General features: G+C 63.7%; 24 protein-coding genes. 17 read left to right on the forward strand and 7 right to left on the reverse strand.

The window, feature by feature from the left end; all coding sequences use genetic code 11:
- The first annotated feature begins 191 nt into the window (after positions 1 to 191).
- The gene (locus tag L810_RS00425) at positions 192 to 1214 is read left to right on the forward strand and encodes a DUF4917 family protein (RefSeq protein WP_023123965.1); all 1023 of its coding nucleotides are present in this window, start codon (positions 192 to 194) and stop codon (positions 1212 to 1214) included.
- 76 nt (positions 1215 to 1290) lie between these two features.
- Here the strand turns inward: L810_RS00425 and L810_RS00430 are convergent, their stop codons facing one another.
- Positions 1291 to 3324, reverse strand: coding sequence for a ParB/RepB/Spo0J family partition protein (locus tag L810_RS00430; protein ID WP_021156353.1), 2034 nt, complete (start codon positions 3322 to 3324; stop codon positions 1291 to 1293).
- Between the two features lie 79 nt (positions 3325 to 3403).
- On the reverse strand, positions 3404 to 4231 hold the full coding sequence (locus L810_RS00435) for a DUF932 domain-containing protein (protein ID WP_023123964.1): 828 nt from the start codon (positions 4229 to 4231) through the stop codon (positions 3404 to 3406).
- A gap of 536 nt (positions 4232 to 4767) precedes the next feature.
- Between L810_RS00435 and L810_RS00440 the strand changes: the two genes are divergently transcribed.
- The 12 genes from L810_RS00440 to L810_RS48850 all read left to right on the forward strand — a co-directional run bounded on the left by L810_RS00440 (position 4768) and on the right by L810_RS48850 (position 17442).
- Entirely contained in the window at positions 4768 to 4914 is a 147-nt protein-coding gene (locus L810_RS00440) for a hypothetical protein (protein ID WP_021156355.1), read from the forward strand.
- A gap of 19 nt (positions 4915 to 4933) precedes the next feature.
- The gene (locus tag L810_RS49690) at positions 4934 to 5044 is read left to right on the forward strand and encodes a hypothetical protein (protein ID WP_371264243.1); all 111 of its coding nucleotides are present in this window, start codon (positions 4934 to 4936) and stop codon (positions 5042 to 5044) included.
- Positions 5045 to 5280: 236 nt separating this feature from the next.
- On the forward strand, positions 5281 to 6435 hold the full coding sequence (locus tag L810_RS00445) for an AAA family ATPase (RefSeq protein ID WP_023082438.1): 1155 nt from the start codon (positions 5281 to 5283) through the stop codon (positions 6433 to 6435).
- Complete coding sequence (locus tag L810_RS00450; protein WP_021156358.1) at positions 6432 to 8657, forward strand: S8 family peptidase; 2226 nt, start codon at positions 6432 to 6434, stop codon at positions 8655 to 8657. The genes L810_RS00445 and L810_RS00450 overlap by 4 nt, the downstream gene beginning before the upstream one ends.
- Before the next feature lie 54 nt (positions 8658 to 8711).
- Complete coding sequence (locus tag L810_RS00455; protein WP_021156359.1) at positions 8712 to 9125, forward strand: hypothetical protein; 414 nt, start codon at positions 8712 to 8714, stop codon at positions 9123 to 9125.
- A gap of 47 nt (positions 9126 to 9172) precedes the next feature.
- Positions 9173 to 10141, forward strand: a complete 969-nt coding sequence (locus L810_RS00460) for an IS5 family transposase (RefSeq protein ID WP_042972696.1) — start codon at positions 9173 to 9175, stop codon at positions 10139 to 10141.
- An 81-nt stretch (positions 10142 to 10222) separates the two neighbouring features.
- On the forward strand, positions 10223 to 10648 hold the full coding sequence (locus L810_RS00465) for an RNA polymerase sigma factor (protein ID WP_257008755.1): 426 nt from the start codon (positions 10223 to 10225) through the stop codon (positions 10646 to 10648).
- Positions 10645 to 11238 carry a hypothetical protein gene (locus tag L810_RS00470; RefSeq protein WP_023082436.1) on the forward strand — a complete coding sequence of 198 codons (594 nt, stop codon included), beginning with the start codon at positions 10645 to 10647 and terminating at the stop codon, positions 11236 to 11238. Before L810_RS00465 ends, L810_RS00470 begins: the two co-directional genes overlap by 4 nt.
- A 3-nt stretch (positions 11239 to 11241) precedes the next feature.
- A complete protein-coding gene (locus L810_RS00475; protein ID WP_021156363.1) occupies positions 11242 to 14670 on the forward strand; it encodes a UvrD-helicase domain-containing protein in 3429 nt (1142 codons plus the stop codon).
- 98 nt (positions 14671 to 14768) lie between these two features.
- Positions 14769 to 15698: a multiubiquitin domain-containing protein gene (locus tag L810_RS00480; protein ID WP_021156364.1), complete on the forward strand. Its 930-nt coding sequence runs from the start codon at positions 14769 to 14771 to the stop codon at positions 15696 to 15698.
- Positions 15698 to 17104 carry a ThiF family adenylyltransferase gene (locus L810_RS00485; RefSeq protein WP_019183999.1) on the forward strand — a complete coding sequence of 469 codons (1407 nt, stop codon included), beginning with the start codon at positions 15698 to 15700 and terminating at the stop codon, positions 17102 to 17104. Before L810_RS00480 ends, L810_RS00485 begins: the two co-directional genes overlap by 1 nt.
- Before the next feature lie 155 nt (positions 17105 to 17259).
- Positions 17260 to 17442, forward strand: a complete 183-nt coding sequence (locus tag L810_RS48850) for a DUF6527 family protein (protein WP_230626872.1) — start codon at positions 17260 to 17262, stop codon at positions 17440 to 17442.
- A 202-nt stretch (positions 17443 to 17644) separates the two neighbouring features.
- On the opposite strand, the gene L810_RS49920 is transcribed toward L810_RS48850, so the two are convergent.
- From L810_RS49920 to L810_RS00510, 5 genes are all read right to left on the reverse strand, one after another.
- Positions 17645 to 18076, reverse strand: coding sequence for a DUF1016 N-terminal domain-containing protein (locus tag L810_RS49920; protein WP_021156365.1), 432 nt, complete (start codon positions 18074 to 18076; stop codon positions 17645 to 17647).
- A 75-nt stretch (positions 18077 to 18151) separates the two neighbouring features.
- Positions 18152 to 19351: a tyrosine-type recombinase/integrase gene (locus L810_RS00495; RefSeq protein ID WP_021156366.1), complete on the reverse strand. Its 1200-nt coding sequence runs from the start codon at positions 19349 to 19351 to the stop codon at positions 18152 to 18154.
- A 260-nt stretch (positions 19352 to 19611) separates the two neighbouring features.
- On the reverse strand, positions 19612 to 20193 hold the full coding sequence (locus L810_RS00500) for a YceI family protein (RefSeq protein ID WP_021156367.1): 582 nt from the start codon (positions 20191 to 20193) through the stop codon (positions 19612 to 19614).
- Positions 20194 to 20257: 64 nt separating this feature from the next.
- Complete coding sequence (locus tag L810_RS00505) at positions 20258 to 20818, reverse strand: YceI family protein (protein ID WP_042972699.1); 561 nt, start codon at positions 20816 to 20818, stop codon at positions 20258 to 20260.
- Between the two features lie 8 nt (positions 20819 to 20826).
- Positions 20827 to 21387 (reverse strand): cytochrome b, encoded by a 561-nt coding sequence (locus tag L810_RS00510; RefSeq protein WP_021156369.1) that lies wholly within the window; start codon positions 21385 to 21387, stop codon positions 20827 to 20829.
- A 258-nt stretch (positions 21388 to 21645) separates the two neighbouring features.
- On the opposite strand from L810_RS00510, the gene L810_RS00515 reads away from it, so the two are divergent.
- From L810_RS00515 to L810_RS00530, 4 genes are all read left to right on the forward strand, one after another.
- Positions 21646 to 22308: a paraquat-inducible protein A gene (locus L810_RS00515; protein ID WP_021156370.1), complete on the forward strand. Its 663-nt coding sequence runs from the start codon at positions 21646 to 21648 to the stop codon at positions 22306 to 22308.
- Positions 22305 to 22934, forward strand: a complete 630-nt coding sequence (locus L810_RS00520; protein ID WP_021156371.1) for a paraquat-inducible protein A — start codon at positions 22305 to 22307, stop codon at positions 22932 to 22934. The genes L810_RS00515 and L810_RS00520 overlap by 4 nt, the downstream gene beginning before the upstream one ends.
- Positions 22927 to 24546: a PqiB family protein gene (locus tag L810_RS00525; RefSeq protein WP_021156372.1), complete on the forward strand. Its 1620-nt coding sequence runs from the start codon at positions 22927 to 22929 to the stop codon at positions 24544 to 24546. Before L810_RS00520 ends, L810_RS00525 begins: the two co-directional genes overlap by 8 nt.
- The coding region (locus L810_RS00530) for a PqiC family protein (protein ID WP_042972695.1) at positions 24543 to 24839 on the forward strand (297 nt) is incomplete at its 3' end. The genes L810_RS00525 and L810_RS00530, both read left to right, overlap by 4 nt.

Genomic DNA, 24839 nt, shown 5'->3' on the forward strand with positions numbered 1-24839 from the left:
CGAAGGCGTGAGGGATTGAAGCCGAATAGCCGTGACGGCAAAAGTAGCACGGGGCGCAGCCCGAAGATCCGGCGGCACATCGTGCCGACACGTCCATACAGCCTTAACACCCAGGTAGAGTGACAACGGAGAATGACTCGTCACAGCTATTATTCGACAACGAGTCATCAAAGGAACAGGGAGAACCATATATGCCATATCCCGTTGTGCCGTGGGAGCACGTTGCACCCAATTACCATCGAGGTACGATTCTGCTGGGCAATGGGGCTAGCATTGCTGTTTCACCGAGTTTTGGCTATGGCTCGTTGCTGGATCATGCCCAGCGAGCAGGCTTACTCGGAGCTGACGTACAGCAACTCTTTGGCTTTTTCCGAACCTCCGATTTCGAGTTGATCCTTCGACTGGTCTGGCAAGCGTCAAACGTCAATAGGTCACTACAGATACCAGACAATCGCACGCATCAAGCCTACCTGAATGTCAGAGAGTGTTTGATTCAAGCCGTTCGCGACGTGCATCCTGCATATGATCTAGTGAGTGGTCATTTGCCAAGCATGTACCAGTTCCTCAGAGGGTTCGATACGGTAATTTCCTTGAACTATGACTTGCTGGTCTATTGGACGATGACCTATGGACTCGACATTCAGGACGGACATCTATTCAAGGATTGCTTCCTGGGGAATGGCATGTTCGACGATGCTTGGCAGAGATTTCGAGCCCCCTATAGGGAACGGACTAACACCTTGGTGTTTTATCCGCATGGAAGTCTGGCTCTGTGCCGAACTGCAGTGGAGCAGGAGTTCAAGATTCACAACGCTGGGGAAGGTTTGCTGGAGGCCATCCTTGCGGAGTGGCGCAGTGAGCGCGTTGTGCCGCTGTTTGTCAGCGAAGGGACGATGCTGCAGAAAGTTTCCTCTATTCAGAACAGTTATTACCTTTCTACGGTGTACCGGGAGGTACTTACGTCACAGCGGTTCACATTGACGTTATTCGGCTGGGGACTCGGGGAGCACGATCGGCATTTATTGCGACGGATGCGCGGAACCGGCATCCAACGGGTGGCAGTCTCCGTTTTTGGTGGCAATCAGGTCTATTGCAACCATGCCTACCAAGTCATTCAGGATGATTTAGGGCCTGTCCATGTGGACTTCTTTGATAGTGAAAGCCCTGGATGCTGGATTCATGCGGTTCCGCCGGCGTTACCAGGACCTGGCTAACCCTACGTCGGCTTTCAGCGTTATCCGATGGCATCGTTGAAACCCCGGCGCGGTGCGCCGGGGTTATGCTGCTATGTCAGGCGGCGAGCGCGTGGGCTTCCACTACGTCGGCAGCATCTTCCACGTCCTCCGCGCCGTCCTGCGGCTCCGTGTCGTGTCCGCTCTTGAACACGGCGGGCATCCAGCCCATACCATCGGCCAGCCGTTCCGCTTCGCTGGCAATGTAGGCCTTCTTCAACTTTGCCAACCGTGTGACGTGTTCCGCTGCGAACTCGCCCACGGCTTCCAGAATCGCGGCCTTCGGCACATGCTGGAAATACCCGTCTGCGGTGGGCTGCCACCATGCGGCCATGTCTAGCCCCACGGCCTGCGCCAGTTCCGCGCCCGGCTGTTGCGCCGTGGCGCGAGGCGTCACCACGTCCACGGTCGCCGCCACGCATACCGCCAGCAGCCGCACCAGTTCGCCTTGCTCCATCGCCAGCAGCGCGGCGAACAGTTCGGCGCTGTCCTGCGGCAGCGCTTCGCCCGCGACCTGCTGCAACTCGCGCAGGGCTACGGCGGCGGGCGATTCGGGCCAGTCGGGGGCCATGCCTTCCAGCCGGTCTTGCACTTTCAGGCTCACGCCCAGCGGCAAGTCGTGGCCGTAGTGGTTGTCCTGCAAGACGCTCTGCACCATGCCATGCACCAGCGCGGCCAGCGCGACTTGCGGATGTCGGGCGACTTCGATTTGCAGCGCGGCGGTGCGGTGCGCGCTCAACCGCTGCGCCAGCCGGTCGGACAGGCTCGCGGCCTTGGGCTGCTCGGCGTCCTCGCCTTCGTCGTCGTTCCCGGCTTCGCCTTCCGCGCTGCCGAAACCCTGCCGCAAGCGTTCCAGCGTGCGCAGCGCGTTGGCTTCGGCTTCGCGCAACAGCCCGCGATGAATCACAGCTTCGCCGCCGCGGTCGAGGGTGACGATGGCACCGGCCACGGCGCGCACGTCCGGGGCGTAGCCCCGCAAGGCTTCCTCCACGGCTTGCAGTTCCCCGGCGACCTGTTCGCGGCGCGGTTCCAGCGCCTCGGTCTTGTCCTCGTCCTCGGCGTCGTAGGCTTCTTCCAGTTCGGCGTCGATCTTGTCGAGGCGGGTTTGCAGCGATGCGATGCGGCGGGCTTCGCGGGCGCTCGGTTCGCGGCGCTGGCGCGGCGCGTTCTGGAACGCCTGCCGCTCGGCGTAGCTCATGTGCGGCACGGCTTCCACCCATGCCCAACCCTCGGCGCGCACGTTCCCGGCCAGCGCATCCAGCTTGCTGCGCACCAGCGTTTCCAGCAGCGCGGCGTCGGTCAGGTAGGTTCCGGCATCGCCTTCCGCGAACAGGTCGCGGCGGATGCCGCCGCCCGCCGCCGTGTAGGCGTCCAGCCCAACGAAGCGCACTAGCGGATGCGTGGCGTCGATTTCGCGCTCGGTCAGGCGTTCGCGCAACGCGGACGCGCCACGCTGCCATTCGGGCGCACCGTAGAACGCGGCTTCCTGCGCGGCGTGGTCGTCGGTGATGGTCAGGGCCATCAACTGTTCCAGCGTGACGGCTCCGCCCCGGTAGTCGGCCAGCAGGCGCGGCGAGACGTTGGCGAGTTTGAGACGGCGCTGCACCACAAGCGGGGTCACGCCGAAGTCGGCGGCAATGTCTTCGATGGGGCGGCCTTCCTTGACCAGCGCGGCGAACGCCTCGAACTGGTCGGCGGGGTGCATCTGCTCGCGCAGCAGGTTTTCCGCGAGGCTGACGGTACGGGCCGAAGCGTCGGGCACCAGCAGGCAAGGCACTTCAAAGTCGGCGGCGATGCGCTTCTTCTTCGCCAGCAGCTTCAACGCGGTCAGGCGGCGGTCGCCCGCCACCACTTCGTATTGCTCGCCATCGGCGGACAGGATGACGACGAGGTTTTGCAGCAGACCGATGCGGGCGATGCTCGCGGCCAGTTCGGGAATGGACAGGCGCGGGGTCTTGCGTGCGTTGCGCTTGGAGCGGCGCGGCAGCAACTGCGAGAGCGGAACCAAAATCAGGTTCTTGGTCGGGTCGGCCACTTCCAACGGCGCGGCGGTTTCGATGGCTCGGGTTTCGATTTGGGTAACGGCGTTCATGGTGATAACTCCTTGCGGTTAGGGATGCAGCAGCGAGAGAAGCGGCAAGGGCTGCTGCCTGCCCCTGCCGCGTGGGGATTCAGGCTTTCAACTGGCGCATGCCATCGGCTAGCAGCCAAAGCGCACGGTTGAGGCGGATGTTCTGGTCGATGCCCTGCACCGGGCGGGTTTGCTGGCGGCGTCCGTTGGCGCTGCGCCCGCGCAGTCCGCCTTGGGTCAGGTTCTCTTGCGTGCGGTTGAACACGCTCCACAAGTCCGGGCGGCGATCATCAAAGCGGCGCGGCATCAAGATTTGTGATTCCGTGATGGGCGCGGGCTTGTCGGGGTCGTCGTACTTGAGGGCCAGCGCGGCGCGGGCGAACACTTCGGATTCGCCATCGTTCAAGGTGATGGCGCGCATGGCATCGCGGGATTCCTGCACGTGGTCGAAGCCGCGCAAGACTTCGTAAGCGCCTTCGATGACGGAACCGGCCACGTCGCCTTTGTGCGGCACGCGCACATCGGCCACTGTGTCGCCGCAGACAAGGCCATTGCTGCAAACGAACCGGAACATTCCGGCCAGCATCTGATAGCTGCTCGTGCCGTCATGCGAGTTCAACAGCACGATTTCATTGGCTTCCGCGCCGTTGATCTGGCTGGCGTGGCGCAGGCGCAGCATGTGCTTGGTGAAGTCGCGGCGGTCCTCGTTGCGCACGCGGGTCTGCGCCACCATGAAGGGCTGGAACCCTTCCTTGCGCAGTTCCGCCAGTACGGCGGCGGTTGGGATATAGGCGTACCGCTCGGAACGGCTTTCGTGCGGGGCGTCCGCGAAGATGGACGGAGCTACGCGGCGGATTTGGTCATCGGACAGCGGGTAGTCGCTGCGCAGCGACGGGGAGCGGGAAGCGAATCGGGATGCGAGTTGCATGGCATTTCTCCTGACGAAAAAGGTTTGCTGTTCAAACCGCACACCGGATTCCTAGATTCGGAGCCCAGCCTTTCGGCTGTTCGGTGCGGTCGGCACGAGGAACCCGGTTGGCCTCGTTGCCACCGTCTTTCCTGAGTTCATCGCCCGCGGCCAAAGGAGCGCGCGGACGGGGGCCGTCAAGGAAACGAGCGCAGGGTTGGTGCGGCCCGCAGGCGCAGCCGAGGACACGGCCCTGCGCGCCTTGACGGCACACGGGAGCGGGCTACGGTCGCGGGTAAGGTGATGAAGTCAGGGGAGACGGCTGGACAAGGCAACGGCCATCCCTGTATGCCGACCGCACGCAAGCGAAGCGCGCAGGCCCGAAGCTGGAAGCCGGGCCGAAGGCGTCAGCCGAGCGGAGCGAGGGAACGATGGACGCCAGATAGGGGCGAGACTCGCGCAGCGAGGCTCGATGCGCTACGCGCACGACAGCGCGACCGGCCATTGCTCAGATGGCCGGGGACGCCCGAACGCAAAGTGGCCTTTACGATGACGCTATGCCCGAGACAGAACACGCCGATTCCAACGATCCCCTGGAACACATGTTCCAGCGCTCGGAGGCCTTGCACGAACGGTTCAACGAACTGCTCGACGGCGCCGATTTCGACGGCTCCCCATGCATCTGGCCTGGAGGTGCTGCGTAACTCGAACGGCCTGAGGACCATGATCGCCATGATGATGGCCATCCTCAGCGGCGATGAAGCCATCACCATTCCGATGGGCAAGGCCCAGCCGGCGTTCGCCGACTGCCCGCCGGACTTGCTCAAGCCCTGATGGCCGGTCATACGACACCCCGCCCGACCAGGCGCGCATAGGCGCTCAGGCGCTTCTGGGCGTGGAATCGCAGATCACGCTAGACGGCAAACCTGCCAGTCGACGACGGCGCTGTGACCGCCACTGCCGCAGCCTCTCTTACCACTTGACCTCGCTTTATGAGATAATTACTTTAGTCCATTGAAGAATTTTTATTTTTCAATATAAATCAATTAGTTATCGAGGTTGCGGGCGAAATGAGAGAAGAGCAGTCAGATTTAGCCCAGATGGTCCGCCTGGCTTTGGCCGAGCAGAGTGAGGATGTGCGCCTGTTCACGGCGCGGCTAGTCCGCAAGTACCGAGGGACGGCGCCCGACTTGGCCGAGCAGCTCGAACTGTTCCTGAAGTCGAAGCCAGTACGCAGTGTCTCTCCCATGCGCAAGCTGTCGCCTCAGCCGCCAACGGCCCACGCCTTGCCGGTTGACGACGAATCCCGTCTCTCTCTCCTGAAGGTGTTCAAGGACGAACCGACGACAGATGCGCCGCTGCTGTCCGGCGATGTCGAGGATTCACTGGGGCAACTCATCGCCGAGCGCCGGCAGAGCGATCGACTTCAGGCCATGGGGCTGACGCCGACCCGCTCGGCCATCTTTGTGGGGCCGCCCGGGGTCGGCAAGACACTCACGGCCCGCTGGCTGGCCGCGCAATTGAAGGTGCCGCTGTACGTGCTCGACCTGACAGCCGTGATGAGCAGCCTGCTAGGCAAGAGCGGCACCAATCTGCGGGCGGCCATCGATTTCGCCAAACGCGAGCCTTGCGTGCTGCTGCTGGACGAAATCGACGCTATCGCCAAGCGACGCAGCGATGACAGCGACGTAGGCGAACTCAAGCGCCTGGTCACGGTGATCCTGCAAGAAGTCGACGAATGGCCTGCCAGCAGTGTATTGCTGGCGGCCACCAACCACCCGGAACTGATCGATCCGGCGCTGTGGCGACGCTTCGACCTGGTAGTCCAGTTCAAGACGCCCGATGAACAGGCAGTCAAGGAAGCCATCAAGCGATTCCTGGGGCCGGACTACGCCCTTTTTGCCCGTTGGATCGACATCCTGGTGTTTGCATTCGCCGGCCATTCGTTCAGCGACATCGAGCGCGACGTGCAGCGCTTCCGGCGTGCCGTGGCGCTGGGCACGACCACCGACGCTGATCTGGTCGAAGACTTCATGAAGGCGCGTGCGTTGGCGCTCGATAGGCAGGGCCGCATCGATCTGGCAGTGATGCTGGCCAAGCAGACCCGCCTGTCCCAGCACACTGTTTCCGACATCACCGGGGTGAGCCGGGACACGATCCGAAAGTACACCAATGAGACGTCTGCGGTACGAAAGGCCGCACAACGGAGAAAGGCTGACGCATGAGCCAAACCAATTTCCTGATCGGTCGTGGCGAGCTGCTGACCCATGACATCGTCGGTCCGAAGCGCATGCCAGGCAAGGCCGAGGTCTACACGTTCGCGCAGGCGAGGGAGCGAATGGTTCCTCAGTTCCGCAGTGCAAGCAAGGCGCTGGACGAGCTATCTGCTGACGCTTGCCCGGGCGACTTCGCGGTAGCCCGGCTGATGATGAATCCCAGCTTCATTGCGCGCTCGTATTTTCCGACAGGACTGCTGCGTAGTACGGGACTGGAGTCCATCGGGAGCCGTACCGTCAAGGTCAAGCCGCAGGCCTGGACCCGCAAGGGGCAGCCGCATGAAACCACAACGACCGAACTGTTTGTCGCCGGCAAGCGCCAGGCTTTCCGCAACCTCTCCCGATGGACGCAAACCATTGAGGCGGAATCCGACGAGGGCGAAGATCTTGCCCACATCGAACAGTTTGCCGCCTTTGCGCCAGCAGAGCGAATCGTGGGCCTCGGCGGCCCGAAGGATCGCTTTTTCGAAGTAGGCCTACATCTGCTACCGGATGAAGACCCGGGCCTAATCCAGAAGGCTTTGGTGAAGTTCGCGCAGCAGGAAGGCGTGAAGGTCCACAGTGAAGTCGATTTCATCGCCGGCAATCTGTGGTTCGTGCCGGTCGAGGGCAAGCCGCGCGACATTGAGCGGTTGGCCAGCTTCGCCTTCGTGCGGGTGATCCGTCCCGTGCCAAAGCTGCGTGGTATCCGTCCCTTGCAACGCAGTGGTGGGCCCTCAGTGGGATGCAGCCTCCCCACCGAACAGGCCCTTTCATCCGAACCTCGTGTCGCCATCCTGGACGGTGGCCTGCCTAAGCACCATCCGATCGGCCCCTGGCTGCGCTCGTACCGCAAGCTCGACGAAGACGCCGACGATGATCCGGACGGCCCGGAGCATGGCTTGGGCGTGACCTCGGCCGTGCTGTTCGGTCCGATCCAGCCCAACGGTACGGCCGGCAGGCCGTTCGCCCCGGTGGACCATCTGCGCGTGCTGGACCAGGAGGCGGGCGGCGAAGATCCATTGGAGTTGTATCGCACACTCGGTCTCATCGAGCAGGTTCTGCTGTCGAGGTCCTACGAGTTCATCAACCTGAGCCTGGGCCCAGATCTCGAAGTGGAGGACCGGGAAGTTCACGCTTGGACGTCCGTTATCGACGAGTTGCTCAGCGACGGCGACACGCTCATGACGGTGGCCGTTGGCAATAACGGAGACCGGGACCGCGAGCTCGGCTACAACCGCGTACAGGTTCCATCGGATTGCGTGAATGCGCTCGCGGTCGGCGCGGCCGACGACACCGATGCTGGCTGGGCACGCGCGCCCTACAGCGCGATCGGGCCGGGCCGCAGCCCCGGGGTTATCAAGCCAGACCTGATGGCGTTCGGTGGCAACCCAGCAGCCAAATACTTTCATGTGTTGGCGCCGAACGTGAAGCCGGTGCTGACGCCGCAGTTGGGTACCAGCTTCGCGGCTCCGTACCTGCTGCGTAGCGCGGTCGGCGTACGCGCGATCCTGGGCGGAGATCTGACGCCACTCGCCATCAAGGCCCTTCTGGTTCACGCGGCCGATCCTGGCGAGCATGATCCGGTCGAAGTGGGTTGGGGCAAGATTCCTGAGGACACCCTCGACATTATCACCTGCCCGGATGGTGTGGCCCGCGTGGTCTACCAGGGCGAGCTCAAGCCCAGTAAGTACTTGCGTGCCAGCCTGCCGCTGCCCAAGGAAGGACTGCTCGGCAATGTGCGTCTGAAGGCGACGTTCTGCTATGCCTCACCCACCGATCCGCAGGATGCCGCGGCCTACACCAAGGCCGGCCTCGAAGTCGTCTTCCGGCCCAACGACGAGAAGATCAAGGATGGCAAGAGCAACGCGGATACCAAGGGCTTCTTCGACTTGAAGAAGTTCGCCACCGAGCAGGAGCGGCGTTCGGATCAGGGCAAATGGGAAACTGTGCTGCACGGAGCCAAGACCTTCCGCGGCTCCAGCCTCAAGAACCCCGTTTTCGACATTCACTACAACGCCCGCGACGGCGGCGGCCGGGCCACCACTGGTGCCGAGAAGATCCGCTATGCACTGATCCTCTCGGTCGAGGCCCCGAAGCATGCTGATCTCTACAACGACATCTTGCGTGCCTATGCCAAAACCCTCGTGCCGATCCAGCCGCAGGTGTCCTTGCCGATTCGTGTTCGGTGACGGTGGAAAAGAGAACGCATGTATAGAGCGGGCTGACGGGCAAGGAGAAGATCGATGCCGAAACCCTTGAGAAGCAAGGATAAAAACGGGGAGCCGTTCGCGCGACCCCCGGAGATCGACGCCTGTTTGCAGAGGCTGGAGTCGATCGATGCCGCGACACGCCTGCAGGCCTTCACCGTCGCGTCGAGGAAGAGCGACGGCTATGTGCCGTCGGAAGCACTGACATATTTCCTGCGGCGCGCCCATGCGACAGGCGCAAAGGACGAGTTCAAGCAGCTTTTCGGACTGCTCATGAAGCGCGTCGGGCAGTCTCTGTTTGCATCGATCCCGGACTCTCGTATGGCCGGGGCACAAGACATCAGAGAAGAGGTCATGAGCCGATTCGCTGAGCGAATTGCCAAGGACTGCAGCGGCCGCTTCGCTATGCTGGATTTCTTTGAAGTGCGGTTCGACCTAGGGATGCTCTGAACAAATCCCTTCGGCGACAATAGCGCAAGGTTCGACGGATGACGACGATGCAGCTGAGCTTCGGGGACGCGGAACACACGGGCAAGCGCAAGAAGACGCGGCGCGAGGTCTTCCTGGCGGAGATGGAGCAGGTGGTGCCGTGGAACGCATTGCTGGCGCTGATCGCACCGCACTACCCGAAGATGGGCCAGCGCGGCCGGCAGCCGTATCCCTTGGCGACGATGCTGCGCATCCACTTCCTGCAGCAGTGGTACTCGCTGAGCGACCCGGGCATGGAAGAGACGCTGTACGAGATGCCGGTGATGCGCCGCTTTGCCCGCCTGGGCGGGCTGGACAACATCCCGGACGAGACCACGATCCTCAACTTCCGCCGGCTGCTGGAGACGCACGAGCTTGCGCCGCAGATCCTGGAGCGCGTGAACGCGCACCTGGCGCGTAAGGGCCAGAGCCTGAAGGCCGGCACGATCGTCGATGCGACGATCATTGCGGCACCGAGCTCGACCAAAAACAGGGACGGCGAGCGCGATCCGGAGATGCACCAGACGAAGAAGGGCAATCAGTGGCACTTCGGGATGAAGGCGCACATTGGCGTGGATGAGGAGTCCGGCCTGGTGCACCACGTGGAGTGCACGGCGGCGAACGTGAATGACGTGACGCAGGTGCACAAGCTGCTGCACGGCAAGGAAGATACGATCTGCGGCGACAGCGGCTACACCGGCGCGGACAAGCGCGAGGAGCTGCAAGGCGTGGAGGCTGCGTTCTGGATTGCGGAGAAGCCCTCGAAGTTGCGAGCGCTGAAGAACAAGCGCGAGCGCAAGTACACCGAGCGCTGGGAGCACTTCAAGGCCAGCCTGCGGGCGAAGGTTGAGCACCCGTTCCGGGTGGTGAAGCGGCAGTTCGGTTACACCAAGGTGCGCTATCGCGGCTTGGCGAAGAACACGGCGCAGGTGCTGACGCTGTTCGCGCTGTCGAATCTGTGGATGGCGCGGCGACGTCTGTTGCAGCCGACGGGCTAAATCCGTCCGTTGGACGGGGAAACCCGTCGAAAAGCGCCAGAAGTGGCGAGAAAGTGATCACATCGAGGTCGATCAGGCGCCTTGGCGCTGAAATCTGAGCATCAGCGCGCTTTGATCAGACCTTCCCTAGCATTCGCCCGGTTCCGCAAGACCGTGCTGAGGCAGATTGGTCCGGCCTCGGTCCTTACAGTGCCGCTGTCCACGGATGACGATGAGGGTCAGGACATTTCACCGGAGGTCGAGGCAGCAGCGGCCGACTTCCTCGGAGGCGACCCTCAAAAAATTGACGACCCGGCTTTCCGGTTGGAGTTGGACGCTGCGATTGACGCATTACCAGACGATCAGAGGCGGGTCGTTGGCTTGCTACGGCAAGGCTTCCAGATCGACTCGAAGGACCCGAACATCATGACTATCGCGAAGATGCTCCAGTGCGATGAGAGAACCGTGCGCAATCGCCGCGACCGTGCCTACAAGACCCTCAGGTCTGTTCTGCAGGAGGACGCATGAGTACGTCAAAGCCTTTCGCTGCAGACGAGGAATCTGTGCTGATGGCGTTCTCCATGGAGCCCAACCATGGCCGGGAAACGCTTGAACGCTACATTAGGGAGTACCCGCAGCATGCGACCGCGCTGATCGACTGTTCGATCGATCTGCTTTATGAGGCGCCAGAAGGCGATGTTCCGGCGACCGAAGTGCCGGACAGCGCGATTGATAAGGCCTGGCAGCGATTCGAGCGGGCTGTCCAGCAGCCCGATGCGGAGGTTGCGAATCCGTTCACCAAGCTCAATACGAGCAGCTTCAAGTCGCTCGCACGCAGCCTGGACGTCAGTAACCTCTTCCTCATGCGGGTGCGCGATCGGGCCATTCGTACTGCCACCATTCCTGCCCGATTCGTCGAGAAGCTTGCGTCAGAACTGGGTGTCACCGTTCAATCTGTGAACGCATACCTGCAGGGGCCACCGGGCATGGTTTCCGGACACGCTTTTCGGTCAAATGTGAAGCCGAGTGTGGGCGAGCAGATCACGTTCGACCAAGCTGTCGCGACTTCACAACTCACGCCGGAGCAGCAGGCGACGCTAAAGGCACTGTCGGACTGAACGATGGACGCCACCGAGGCCGCTCGACTGGAAGCAGAACGCCTGCACCGTGCGAACGTCGCGGCCGGCGGAGATCCGACCCGGCCTTTAGTGTTTGCGCTTCAGGAAGCCTCAAATCGCGGCTTGGATGTGTACGCGCTGCGAGAAGGAGACCCACAGCTTAAGGGAGGCAAAGCCACGTTCGACTGTCAGGCTGGAGGCATCCTCTACGAGGATCGTGGATCAGACTTCGAGCGCGCGTTTTTGATTGCACACGAACTCGGCCATGTCGTGCTGGAAGGTGGCACGCTCGATGTGGTGACGGTGGATGTCGAGCCCGACCGATCGCTGGAAGACGCACCGGTGGGCGTCGATCGTGTCCTTGACTACGGGGCGCGTGAGCGACGTGAAGTGAAGATGGACCTTTTCGCGCGCGAGTTCCTGCTGCCGCGTCCTGTGTTGCGCGAGTTGCATGTCAACGAAGGACTGACATCCGACGCGATCGCGATGCGCTTCGGCGCGCCGCTCGCTGTGGTGCAGCAACAGTTGCTTGATGCACTGCTGCTGCCAGCGGCCGAAGAGCCGAACCCCGTAGGCGCCGGCGCCGTGGCAGCTCCGCTCACCCCAGACCCCACGCAGGCTCAGGCGGCAGCACATCGTGGCTTGGCGTTTCAGCTGCAGGCAGGGCCGGGTACGGGCAAGACGCGGACGCTTGTTCGTCGCATCGAAGGGTTGCTTGCGGACGGCGTCGATCCCACCACGATCCTGGTACTCACCTTCTCCAACAAGGCGGCCAATGAACTGTGCGAGAGGATTGCCGCGAGCAATCCTGTCGCGGCGGCGGCGATGTGGATCGGCACATTCCACGCATTCGGGCTGGACATCGTTCGCCGCTTTCACGACCGACTGGCGCTGCCGCCGGACCCACGATTGATCGACCGGACGGAGGCCATTGAACTCCTGGAGGACGAGTTTCCGCGGCTCGACCTGAAGCACTATCGCAACCTCTGGGACCCGGCCCTGGATTTAAGCGACATGCTGAGCGCGATCTCGCGCGCCAAGGATGAGGTTGTCGATGCAGCAGGCTATCGCGCCCTCTCGCAGTCGATGGCGGATCGAGCAGGGACCGACCAGGACGCGAAGGTTCGTGCGCAGAAGTGCCTGGAGGTCGCCACGCTCTTCGAGGCGTACGAACGGCTGCTGACCGCGCGCCAGCTGCTGGACTTCGGTGACCTGGTCGCGCTGCCGGTTCGTCTTGTCGAGGGCAGCGCCGAGGTAAGGGATGCCCTGCGTGCTCGCCATGAGCATGTACTGGTAGATGAATACCAAGATGTCAACCGCGCCTCGGTCCGGCTCCTGAAGGCCATCGTCAGCGACGGCCGCAACCTGTGGGTTGTCGGCGATGCACGCCAATCCATCTACCGCTTCCGCGGCGCCTCTGCGACGAACATCGCGCGCTTTGCGATCGACTTCCCCGGCGCGCAGGCCGCACAGCTGGGCGTCAACTATCGCTCCGACGAACGGATCGTCGATGTGTTCACCGAGTTCGCGCGCGGCATGCAAGCATCCGCCGGTGCGTTGCCGCTGAACCTGCTGGCCGACCGCGGCTCCACAGGAGAACGGGTTGAGCTTCGCGTTGCCGGGTCGGCTGACGATGAAATCTCCGCGCTTGCCGCGTCGATCACGGCCCTGCACGAGCAGGGCATTGCCTATGGTGGCCAGGCGGTGCTGTGCGCGTCCAATGCGCGCCTGAACGCCATTGCAGAAGGTCTTGAGGCCCGGGGCATTCCCGCGCTGCACTTGGGCAGCTTGTTCGAGAGGCCGGAAATCAAGGATCTGCTGGCCTTGCTCTCGCTGGCGACCGACCCGCGGGCGGCCGCGATGGTGCGCGTGGCAACCATGGCTCGGCACCAAATGCCCTTGAAGGATGTCATGCGGGTCATTGAGCCGCTGCGGACGACGAATCCAGCTTCGCTGGATTGGTTGGCAATACACGCCGGAGTGGATGGCCTGACAGACGGCAGTCGAGAAGCGCTATCTCGCCTGTCCGCGCTCTTTGCAGGTGTGAACGCATCGACTGACCCCTGGCTCTTACTTGCTGGATGGACGATCGATGGTCTCGGACTCGCGAAGACGCTTTATTTGGCTGGTGATCCGCAGAGTCGCATGCAAAGTCTGGCTGTCTGGCAGTTCTTGAACTTCTGTCGCCGGCAGCCAAGAGGCCAAGGCATGCCAGTGGTTCGCCTGCTTGATCGCGTCAGGCGGTTAGTTCTGCTCTCTGAGGATCGTGGATTGAGCCAGTTGCCCCGCAGTGCCGAGAACATCGAAGCAGTGCGCTTGATGACCATCCACGGAAGCAAGGGGCTGGAGTTCGATGTCGTTCATTTACCTGGCATGGTAACGTCCGGCCTACCGCGCAACAACGTGCCGCCGCGTTGTCTTCCTCCGGACGGTCTGATCCATGGTTCGGAGGGACTGACCGGCATCGAGGCGGTGAAGGCCGGCCACGACGAGGAAGAAGAGTGCTTGTTCTTCGTAGCGCTTTCGCGAGCGCGCGATAGGCTGCAGCTGTATGCCTACGCCAGGCAGGCAGATGGTCGTACGCGTAGCGCCTCCAAGTTTATCGCCCCGATCGACCGACTCCTTGTTCGTCCGGTACCGGTGCCGTTGCAAGCCGGCTCGACATCGACGGGCACCCCGCTCGCCATCACATGGCAAGGGCGTCCCCAATGGACCGACATCCAGGTCAACCTCTTCGAGCGGTGCCCGCGCCGCTTCTTGTACACGCACGTGCTGAGGCTTGGAGGTCGACGAACTGAAACCGCATTCATGAAGATGCACAACGTCGTGAGCGACGTGTTCGATTGGTTGAAACGGGAGCACGAGACGACAAGTCCCACGGTCGACGAGCTGGCTGCATGCTTCGAGGAGGCCTGGTGCTCCAAGGGTGCGACAGAGCATGGATATGCGGAGGACTACCGCCGCATCGGCAAGCGGCTCGTCGATTTCCTCATCGAGAGCCGGAATCGTGACGTGGCCGCGCCGGCGCCACCGATCTCGCTGGGTTGGGCCGAGGGCGAGATCCTCGTAACCCCGGATGGTGTAGCTCACGGAGCCGGTGGCCGGGTCACGGTGCGGCGCGTCATGACGGGCAAGCAGCGCTCGAACGCCTTCGATGATATTGAGTACACAATTCTCCAACTCGCCGCCGTCCAGGCTTATGGACCACATGCGCAGGTCGAGGTGACCTACCTTACCAGCGAAACCATCCAGCCGATGGAAATCACGTCGCGCAAGCTGGAATCCAGGCGCGAGAAGCTGCAGACCTTTCTTCAGGCAATGCAGGCCGGGCAGTTCCCCTCTAAGCCCGAGGCTCGTAGCTGTCCGCGCTGCCCGCACTTCTTCCTCTGCGGCGAGTTGCCCGGAGGGGGGTGGGTACAAGAAAAACTTTGATCGACCTTTCCGGTCTGCCGCTGGGCTGCGATTGACCAAGTAAGGGGCTAGAAAACCTGCAATCCCGCAGATGACGGCTCTCCCTATGAGGCAATCAAATGCAAACCCAGACCACCAGCGGTGATGACCGCTTCGATGTCGAAGATGTTGCTGCGGCGATCCGCGAAGGCCGCAGCCTGCGGCCAGCGGCGCTCTACCGGATCGTCGTCCTGGACGACCAGCTCCACGAACGTCACGTCGATCTCTCCGATCCGGTGCCGACCGGGCGCCAGATCCTTCAGGCCGCCGGATCGCGCCCGGCCGATGAGTACAGCATTTATGCGATTTTGACCTCTGGCGAGTTCGAGGACCTGCGTCTGGACGAAACCTACGATCTGCGCGGCCGCGGTGCGGAACGTTTCGTCATCTTCCAGACTGATCGCGCGTTCAAGTTCACGATCGATGACCGGCAACTGGAGTGGGGCAAGCCCAGCATCAGCGGCCGCGTGCTCAAGGCGCTGGCCGGTGTCCCACCAGAGACCTACGACGTCTATCTCGAAGTGCGTGGCGGGGGCCAGGACATTCTGATCCGCGACGGTGACCTGATCGATCTGGGTAAGCCGGGCATCGAGCGCTTCATCACGCTGATCCGTGACACCACTGAGGGGCTGCTCACGCTGCCCGAAGCGGACCAGCGCTATCTGAGCAGCCATGGCGTGGCTTTCGAGATGGTGAGCGACGGTGCGCACACGGGCGTCATCTTCAAGCAGTTGCCGCTGCCCTCCGGAAAGCTCAACCACGCCACGGCCGATGTGCTCGTTCTCCTGCCGCCGGGCTATCCCGATGTTGCGCCGGACATGTTCTATTGCGACCCGTGGCTGACGCTGCAAAGCGTTGGGCGCTACCCGACCTGCGCTGACCAGGCCCACGCGTTCCAGGGCCGCAGCTGGCAGCGCTGGTCGCGCCACAACACAGCGTGGCGCCCGGGCATCGACGGCCTGCACACTATGCTCAAGCGCATCGAGCACGCCCTGGCGGAGGCGAAGTGATGTCGCCGGCCGCTCTGGACATCGTCCTGCTGGAGCCGCACGAGGCGGCCCTGCGCTTGCTGCTGCAAAGGGAAAACGGTGCCGAGGCGTCCGCCTACGTGCTGTTCGGCAAGGCTGACATCTCGGCAGACCCCTGGTCGGGAGTGCCTCGCACCAGATTGATCTCGCACGAAGTCATCCCCGTCGCGGCCGATGAAATGGTCTCCGCATCGCCTGTCCATGTCACATGGTCCACCCGAGGCTTCATGCGCATTCTCGGCATCGCGAAAGAACGGGGCTTGGTTGCGGGCCTGGTACACACGCATCCGAACGCGGCAGCGTTCTTCTCCGACCAGGATGACCGAAACGAGTCGGAGCTGGCCCGGACGACATTCAACAAGGGCGTTTCCGGCCTAGCCAGCATGGTGTTCGGCCGCGATGACGCCATCGCGGGCAGGCTCTGGACTGCCCCCGGCAAGACGGTCATGGCATCCTCGATCTCGCTGGTAGGAAGCCAGATCAAGATCGCGCGCAAGGTGGCTGCGGCTGACGAAGATCAATTCCTGGCGCGGCAGGCCGCGCTCTTCGGCCAAGGGTTCAATCCAGTCGTGCGCGGGCTGCGGGTGGGTGTCGTAGGGGGCGGCGGCACGGGCAGTGCTGTCGCGATGCTATTGGCGCGGCTGGGCGTCGGCTTTCTGGGGCTGATGGACAAAGACACCATTGATGTCACCAATCTCAACCGCGTGCATGGCTCGCGCACCGCAGATGTGGACGCCGGCTTGGCCAAGGTGGACATCCTCGCGCGCGAGATTCGCGCCGCGGGTCTCGGCACCCAGGTCGTCACCAAAGAGGAGTGGGTCGGCCATCCTGATCTGCGCGATCTGCTGCGCTCCTGCGACGTGCTTTTCGGCTGTACCGACGACCATCAGGGGCGGCTGACGCTCAACCGCCTGGCGCACTACTACGGCATCCCGCTGATCGATGTGGGCCTGCGCATGCGCGCGGCACGCAGCGGCGCGGACTTCGACATGACGGGGCGCGTGTCGACGATTGGGCCCGGCAAACCTTGTCTCATGTGTCTGGGAGTAGCCGATCCGCGCCGCGCTGCGGCCGAAGGACTCCGGCGCAGCGACCCGGCCGAGTTCGAGCGGCGTAAGGCGGAAGCCTATGTGGACGGCGGCGGCGACCCGGCGCCTGCGGTGGTCACGTTCACTACGGCCATCGCCTGCGCGGCCGTCGATGAACTCATTCAGGGACTGACCGGTTTTCGCGGTCCTGCGGGCATGTCGCACAACAGGATTCGCCGCTTTGACCGCGTAGAGGATCGCACCATGACCTGCCGACCCTTGGCGTCTTGCCCGGTTTGTGCCAGCCAGGCGAGCTGGGGACGCGGCGATGTCAACCCATTTCTTGGGGTGATCGGATGACCATGAAGCGACTTATCGCGCGAGCGCTGCGCCGGCTCGGGTGGCTGCAGTACAACCTGCTCGTTTACCCGGTCGCGCAGCATCCGGGCAATAATGCCGTGCCGCCGGGAGAGCTGTGGCTGGTCATCGACACCGGCGTCAAGAAGTGGGCTTGCATGAGCTGCCCCGGCGGTTGTGGCGTGCAGATATCACTTTCCCTTAACCCGGATCGACGACCCCGGTGGTCTGTCGAAACAGACTTCTGGGGGCGACCAACCATGTCGCCCTCCATCCACCAGCATCGGGCATGTTCCTGTCACTTCTGGGTAAAGAAGGGTTTGATCGAGTGGTGCCGGTAGAGACCCACCCGGCACCATGTCCGGCCGATACGCAATCGACGCTGTCGTCGGCAAAGGTGCAGCCTTTGCCAAGCTCCGGGAGAAATCCACCATCCGCTGGTCGACTGCTGTTTAATATCAGATTCCGAATATTCGTCCTTGCGGTTCAGTGACTCCAACTCATACGAGCTCTTGATTGCATCGTCAGGCTTTGGCGGTGCGCTCATAGAAGTGGCTGCCGATCTGCCTTCGAGCTGGCGCACCGCGCACCGCGCGGCGCCTCGGCCTCGTAAAACCGACGGGTATGGTCATCCTTGACCGCCAGCAGCCGGACATAGGCCGACCACAGCAACCTGAAGACCAGGGCCAGTTCGGAGAGGTCAAATTTCCGAGACAGCGTCTCGGAAATTGCCTCAAGGGGGTAAGCGGCAAAGAAGCGCCGCATGTTTTCCAGGTTGTCCGGGCTGAACCCGCGCCCAAAGCGCGCCGTCAGACCGGCGGACAACCGCGCCATCAACTGCTCGCCGTAACCAGCCCGCCGCCTGCCTTTCTGCTCGGCTTGCACGATCCGGCGGCCAATCTCCCAATAGCTGGTCGTCATCAGCGCATTGACACTGCCCGCCGCTGCTTGGCGCGCGGCATCCAGCAGTTCCACGATGCCGCCCTGGATGCCAGCATATCCAGCCCCGGTAAGGCGGCGGATTCCCCACTGCTGCGGGCGTCTTCCTTGTCATGCTGTCACCTCCACAGAACGGGACGCCCCGGTAATCGCCAGCCGCCGATTCGCCACCAGCTCGGCGGCATCTCGCACCGGCTTGTCCTCGGTATGTACGTAGTGCATAAACATCGCAACGGTCTTGTGACCTGTGAGCTTCATGCCCACTTTGGTTGGCACGCCTGAGTTGGCAATGTCGGTCGTCGCTCGATGGCGGATGCCGTGCGTGCCGACATGCGGCACGCCGGCGGCCTTGAGCACGCGCTTCCAGCCGCCATAGTGTTCGCCATGCGTCAGATGCCGGGCCGGGTCGTTGGGCGACGGCAGGACGTAGGGGGAGCCCTCCCGGCGCGGCGCCGTCGAAAGCAGCCGATAGGCTTCCTCGCTCATGGGTTTGGAAATGCCGCCGGTCTTGCTGTCGGGCCAGACGACGCGGCGCTTTTCCAGATCAACCCAGCCCCATTCGAGCGGGCAGATTTCGGAGCGGCGGGCGGCAAACTCGAATTGCAGGCGGATCGCCAGCGGGATGACGTAGTTCTCCAGTCCCTCGGCTTCCAAGTGCTCCAGGTGACGGAAGATCCGCACCAGTTCATCGTCCACGATGAGCCGGGTTTCCTTGCCGGGCGGAAACATCGGGACGTGGCGGCACGGGTTTGTGCCGTCCGGACGCAGCCCCCACACTTCGGCCAGGTTGAACATCTTGCGCAGCACGCCGAAGGTGCGGTTGGCCTCGGCCGGCTTGTGGGCCAGCTTCTTCATCAGCGCGGCCACGTCCGGGCGCTTCACGTCCTGCACCTTCATCCGCCCCATGATCGGGATGATGCAGCGGTCGATGACGCCCTGATAGCCGCGCTGCGTGCTGGGCTTGTTGCGCTGCTTGGAGTAGTCCTCCATGAAGGTGTGGCAATACTCCTTCATGGTCTGTGCCTTGCGGGCGGCGGCCTTAGCCGCGCTGGGGTCGCCGCCCCGGCGCACCTCGGCCAGCCACTCCTGCGCCATGACACGGGCCTGCTCGACGGTCAGTTCGCCGTACTGGCCCAGGGCCGGCTTGCGGCGCTCGCCGGCGTTCGTCCGGTACTGGAGCATGAACACCTTGCGGCCGGCCGGGGTGATCTTGCACAGGAAGCCGGGCACCACGGTGTCCCGCAGTTCGATGGCCTGCGCCTGGGGCTTGGCGGCATCGACAGCGGATTTGGTGAGTTTGATTCTTGCCATGATGACTCCTCGGAAACCTCGGTTTCCAAGAGCCACATGGGAGCCACGCGACCGGAAGCCGGGTCAAGTTTCGGAAAGCACCGGCATATGATGGACGCGCCTAAGTCCTTGATAAACCTGCTGTAGCGGGCCTGGGCGCAGTCCAGCGAAGTGCCGGGCTGGAGTCATCGTCAAACAAAAAAAACCGCCGCGCCCGTGGAACGGGAACGCGGCGGTTGGCGCGCACCGGGCCGGCGCGGCGGTCGGCCCGGCTGGCGGGATTACTGCTGCTTGACGGCTTCGGCCGTGATCAGCAGCTTCGTCTTCATCTTGAAGCCGTACTGCTTGCCGTAGTCGAGGCCGAAATCGTCGCGGCTGAATTCGCCGACCGCGTCGACGCCGCACACTTCACGCTTGAGCATCGGATGCGGCATGCACTTGAACGAGTCGATCTTCAGCGTCACCGGCTTCGTGACGCCATGCAGCGTCAGGTTGCCGACCACCGACACCGGCTTGTCGCCGTCGAACTTGATCGTGCCCTTGTAGTTCGCCTGCGGGAACTTCGCGACGTCGAAGAATTCGTTCGTCTGCAGATGCTCGTCGAGCTTCGCGCTGCCGGTGTGGATCGACGCGATGTCGGTCGTCACGTCGACCGTACCCGTCTTCGCCGCGCGATCGAGCGTCACGGTGCCGCTCGACTTGTCGAACTTGCCGCGCCAGACCGACAGGCCGCCGAAGTGGTCGGCCTCGAAGCTCGGGTACGTGTGGGACGGATCAAACTGGTAGGTTGCGCTGTCGGCGAATGCCGAGAACGACAGCGTGGCAGCCAGTGCGCCCGCGGCGATCATCAGATGCTTTTTCAACTCTTTCTCCTTGGAACGGCGCCGCGCCCTCGCGCGGCATTCGGGTGATGCGATGGTTCGCCGCTTACTTCGTGGCGACGAGATGGAACTTGATCTGCACTTCGTCCGCGACGACCGACGTGTCCTTCCATTCGCCGGTGCCGACGTTGAAGGCCGAACGCTTGATCGGCAGCACGCCGTCGAACGTCTGCGTCGCGCCGTTCTGCGTGACCGTGACGGGCACCGTGACGGTTTCGGCCTTGCCCTTGATCGTCAGCTTGCCGGTCACGTTGTACTTGTTGCCGCCGGCCGGTGCGATCGCCGACGACACGAACGTCGCCTGCGGGAAAGCCTTCGCGTCGAACCAGTCCTTGCCGGCGACCTGGTCGTTGTACATCTTGTCGCCGAGGTCATAACTCGCGACGTCGATCGTCATCTGGGCGCTGCCCTGCGCGGCCTTCGCCGGATCGAACTTCACCTGCGCGGAAAACTTCTTGAACGCGCCTTCGGTCGGCACGTTCATCTGCTTCGACACGGCGGACACCTTGCTCTTCGCGAGATCGACATCGGCGTGCGCCGCGCCCGACGCGACAAGTGACACCGCGGCGAACGCGGTCAGCATGGAGCGGGAGAAAGACACTTTCATGGGATCCTTCATTTGGCGGAGGGAAGCATCCGCGACAGCAGGCCGTCGCGGTCCAACAACTGGTGCTTGAGCGCCGCGAGCACGTGCATCGCGACGAGCGCAAGCAGAATGTAATTCAACGACACGTGGAGCGTCTTGAAGGTTTCCTTCAGCACCGGATCGGGGTCGATCAGGCGCGGCAGCGGCACGATGCCGAGATAGACGACCGGGATGTTCGAGGCCGAGCTGTACAGGTAGCCCGTCACGGGGATCACGATCATCAGCACGTACAGCAGCATGTGCACGCCGTGCGATACCGCGCGCTGCCACGCCGGCGTGTCGGCCGGCAGCGGCGGCGGCACGTGCGTCGCCCGCCACAGCACGCGGATGACCGCCAGCGCGAACACCGTCACGCCGATCCACTTGTGCCACGAGAAGTACTTCAGCTTGGTCGGCGTGAAGCCGGGGATGTCGGTCATCACCCAGCCGAGCGCGAAGCCGCAGATGATCAGCAGCGCGATCAGCCAGTGCAGCGCGATCGCGGTATGCGCATAACGTGCCGGCACGGCCGGCGGCGATTTCGATACCATCCTGGATTCCTCAGTTCAGCGAACAGCCGCGCCGGCCATTCGTCCGACGCTTGTCAAGGGCGCCATGCTACCGCAACCTTTTGACGCGCGCGGACTCTGAGGACAGGCATGTCAGCCGGCCGACAGCTTCCCGCCATGTTACCGGCCGGTCACAAACCGCACGATCCTTGACACGCCGAAAAGGCCCTTTTGGTAAGATTGGCGCGGGTTCCGGCCCCGTCGACGCGTGTCCCCGGCCGTCGCACAACTGCCTTTTCCATGCAACGATACGACCTGATTGCCTGTCACGAGTGCGACGCACTGTTGCACAAACCGCGCCTGAGCGGCCGCGAAATCGCGCGTTGCCCGCGCTGCGACGCGCTGCTTTATCGCAACAGCGCGGCGCAGATCGAGCGGATCTGCGCGCTCGCGCTCGCGGCACTGATCACGTTCACGATTGCCCAGGCGTTCCCGATCCTCGAAATGGACGTGAACGGCAACCGCGTGCAGACCACGCTGATCGGCGCGATCGACTCGCTGTGGCGCCAGGACATGGCGATCGTCGGCGTGATGGTGTTCTGCTCGACCGTGCTGTTCCCGCTCGTCGAGATGTCCGCGCTGCTGTACCTGCTGCTGCCGATCCGCCGCGGCGTCGTGCCGCCCGGTTTCAACCTCGTGCTGCGCGCGATCGAGCTGGTGCGGCCGTGGGGGATGATCGAGGTGTTCATGCTCGGGATCCTCGTCACGATCGTCAAGATGGTGAGCCTCGCGCGCGTCGTGCCCGACGCCGCGCTGTTCGCGTTCGCCGCGCTCACGCTGATGATCGCCGTGGTGCTGATGTTCGATCCGCGCACGCTGTGGGACATCGCCGACGACCTGCGCGCCGGGCGCTCGCCCGGGCAGCCCGACGCCGCCCCGCTGCCGGAAGCCGCCCGCCGATGACGATCCCGACCGCCGCCCGCGAGGGCTACGTCAGCTGCCACACGTGCGGGCTCGTGCAGACGCTCGACCATCCGCACGCGCATTGCGCGCGCTGCGGCAGCGCGCTCCATTTCCGCACGCCGAACAGCCTGATGCGCACGTGGGCGCTGCTGCTCGCGGCCGCGATCCTGTACATTCCGGCGAACCTGCTGCCGATCATGCGCACCGCGTCGATCGTCGGCTCGCAGGAAGACACGATCATGAGCGGCGTCATCTATTTCTGGGTGTCGGGCGACTGGCCGCTCGCCGTCGTCGTGTTCGTCGCGAGCATCCTCGTGCCGATGCTCAAGCTCGGCGTGCTGCTGATCCTCGTGATCAGCGCGCAGCGCCGCACCGCGTGGCGGCCGCAGCAGCGCACGCGGCTGTTCCGGATCGTCGAGCGCATCGGCCGCTGGTCGATGCTCGACATCTTCGTCGTGACGCTGACCGTCGCGCTCGTCCATTTCCGTTCGCTCGCCGTCATCACGGCCGGCCCCGGCGCGCTCGCGTTCGGTTCGGTCGTGATCCTGACGATGCTCGCGTCGATGCAGTTCGATCCCCGCCTGATCTGGGATCCAGTCGAAACCTCAGGGAATCACCATGAATAGTCCACAAGGCCCGCAGCACGACGCGCCCCGGCCGCCCGATCCGACGATCTCGACGAAAAGCGGCTGGCTGCCGTCGCTCGTCTGGCTCGTGCCGCTGATCGCCGCGCTGATCGGCATCGGCCTCGTGATCAAGTCCGTGCGCGAACGCGGCCCGGAAATCACGATCAGCTTCCACAGCGCCGAAGGGCTCGAGCCCGGCAAGACCCAGGTCAAGTACAAGGACGTCGAGATCGGCATGGTCAAGACGATCAAGCTGTCGAAAGACCTGTCGCGCGTGCTCGTCCAGGTGCAGCTCAAGAAGGAAGCCGAGGACTTCGCGGTCAAGGGCTCGCGCTTCTGGATCGTGCGGCCGCGCGTCGGCGCGACCGGCGTGTCGGGGCTCGGCACGCTGCTGTCGGGCGCGTACATCGGCGTCGACGCCGGCCGCGGCCAGGACACGCTGACCGATTTCACGGGCCTCGAGACGCCACCGGCCGTCACCGGCGACCAGAAAGGCACGCAGTACGTGCTGCGCGGCGATTCGCTCGGCTCGGTCGACATCGGCTCGCCGGTCTACTACCGCCGCGTGCAGGTCGGCCAGGTGGTCGGTTTCTCGCTCGACAAGGACGGCACGGGCGTCACGTTCAACGTGTTCGTCAACGCGCCGTACGACCAGTACGTCGGCATCAACTCGCGCTGGTGGCAGGCGAGCGGCGTCGATCTGCGGCTCGATTCGAGCGGCCTGAAGCTGAACACGCAGTCGCTCGCGACGGTGATCCTCGGCGGCATCGCGTTCCAGACGCCGCCGAACCAGGGCTCCGGCACGACCGCGCCGAACAACACGACGTTCCGCCTCGCGTCCGACGAGGGCGACGCGATGCGCGACCCGGACGGCCAGCCGCTGCAGGTCGTGATGAACTTCAACCAGTCGCTGCGCGGGCTCGCCGTCGGCGCGACGGTCGACTTCCGCGGCATCGTGCTCGGCGAAGTGACGAACATCGGTATCGACTTCGATCCGAAGACGAAGAACTTCCTGATGCCGGTGACGATGAACATCTATCCGGAACGCCTCGGCCGGCGCTTCCGCGAAACGATCGAGAGCAAGGGCGAACCGGCCCGCCGCGAGATCGTCGAGCGGCTCGTCCAGCACGGGCTGCGCGGCCAGTTGCGCACGGGCAACCTGCTGACGAGCCAGCTGTACGTCGCGCTCGACTTCTTCCCGAAGGCACCGGCCGTGAAGATCGACACGGCACGCCAGCCGCTCGAGCTGCCGACCGTGCCGAACACGCTCGACGAGCTGCAGCTGCAGGTCGCCGACATCGCGAAGAAGCTCGACAAGGTGCCGTTCGACCAGATCGGCGCGAACCTGAACAGCGCGCTCGCGAACGCCGACAAGCTGTTCAAGCAGCTCGACACGCAGGTCGCGCCGGAAGCGCGCGACACGCTGTCGGCGGCGAAGCAGACCTTCTCGACCGCCGAAGCGACGCTGCAGCAGGATTCGCCGCTGCAGTCCGACGTGCGCGGCGCGCTGAAGGAACTCACGCGCACGCTGCAATCGCTGAACGCGCTCGCCGACTACCTCGAGCGTCACCCCGAATCGCTGCTCAAGGGCAAGCCAGGAGATCAACAATGATGACCCGCGTGAACGGTTTCGCGAGCGGTGCTGCGGCGGTTGCCGCCGCCCTCGCGCTCGCCGCGTGCAGCTCGCCGCCCGCGCGGTTCTACACGCTCAGCCCGGCCGACGCGGCAGCGCCGCTGCGCACCGCACCGGCCAACCCGGCGTTCCTGATCGAGGTGCCGTCCGTCGGCGTGCCCGAGCAGGTCGCGAAAAACCAGCTGGTCGTGCAGAAGAACGCCGCGCAGGTCGACGTGCTCGAGCAGGAACGCTGGGCATCGCCGCCCGCCGACGAGATCCGCCGCGCGCTG

It is taken from the genome of Burkholderia sp. AU4i (assembly GCF_000466765.1).
In the GTDB taxonomy this organism is placed as follows: Bacteria; Pseudomonadota; Gammaproteobacteria; order Burkholderiales; family Burkholderiaceae; genus Burkholderia; species Burkholderia cepacia.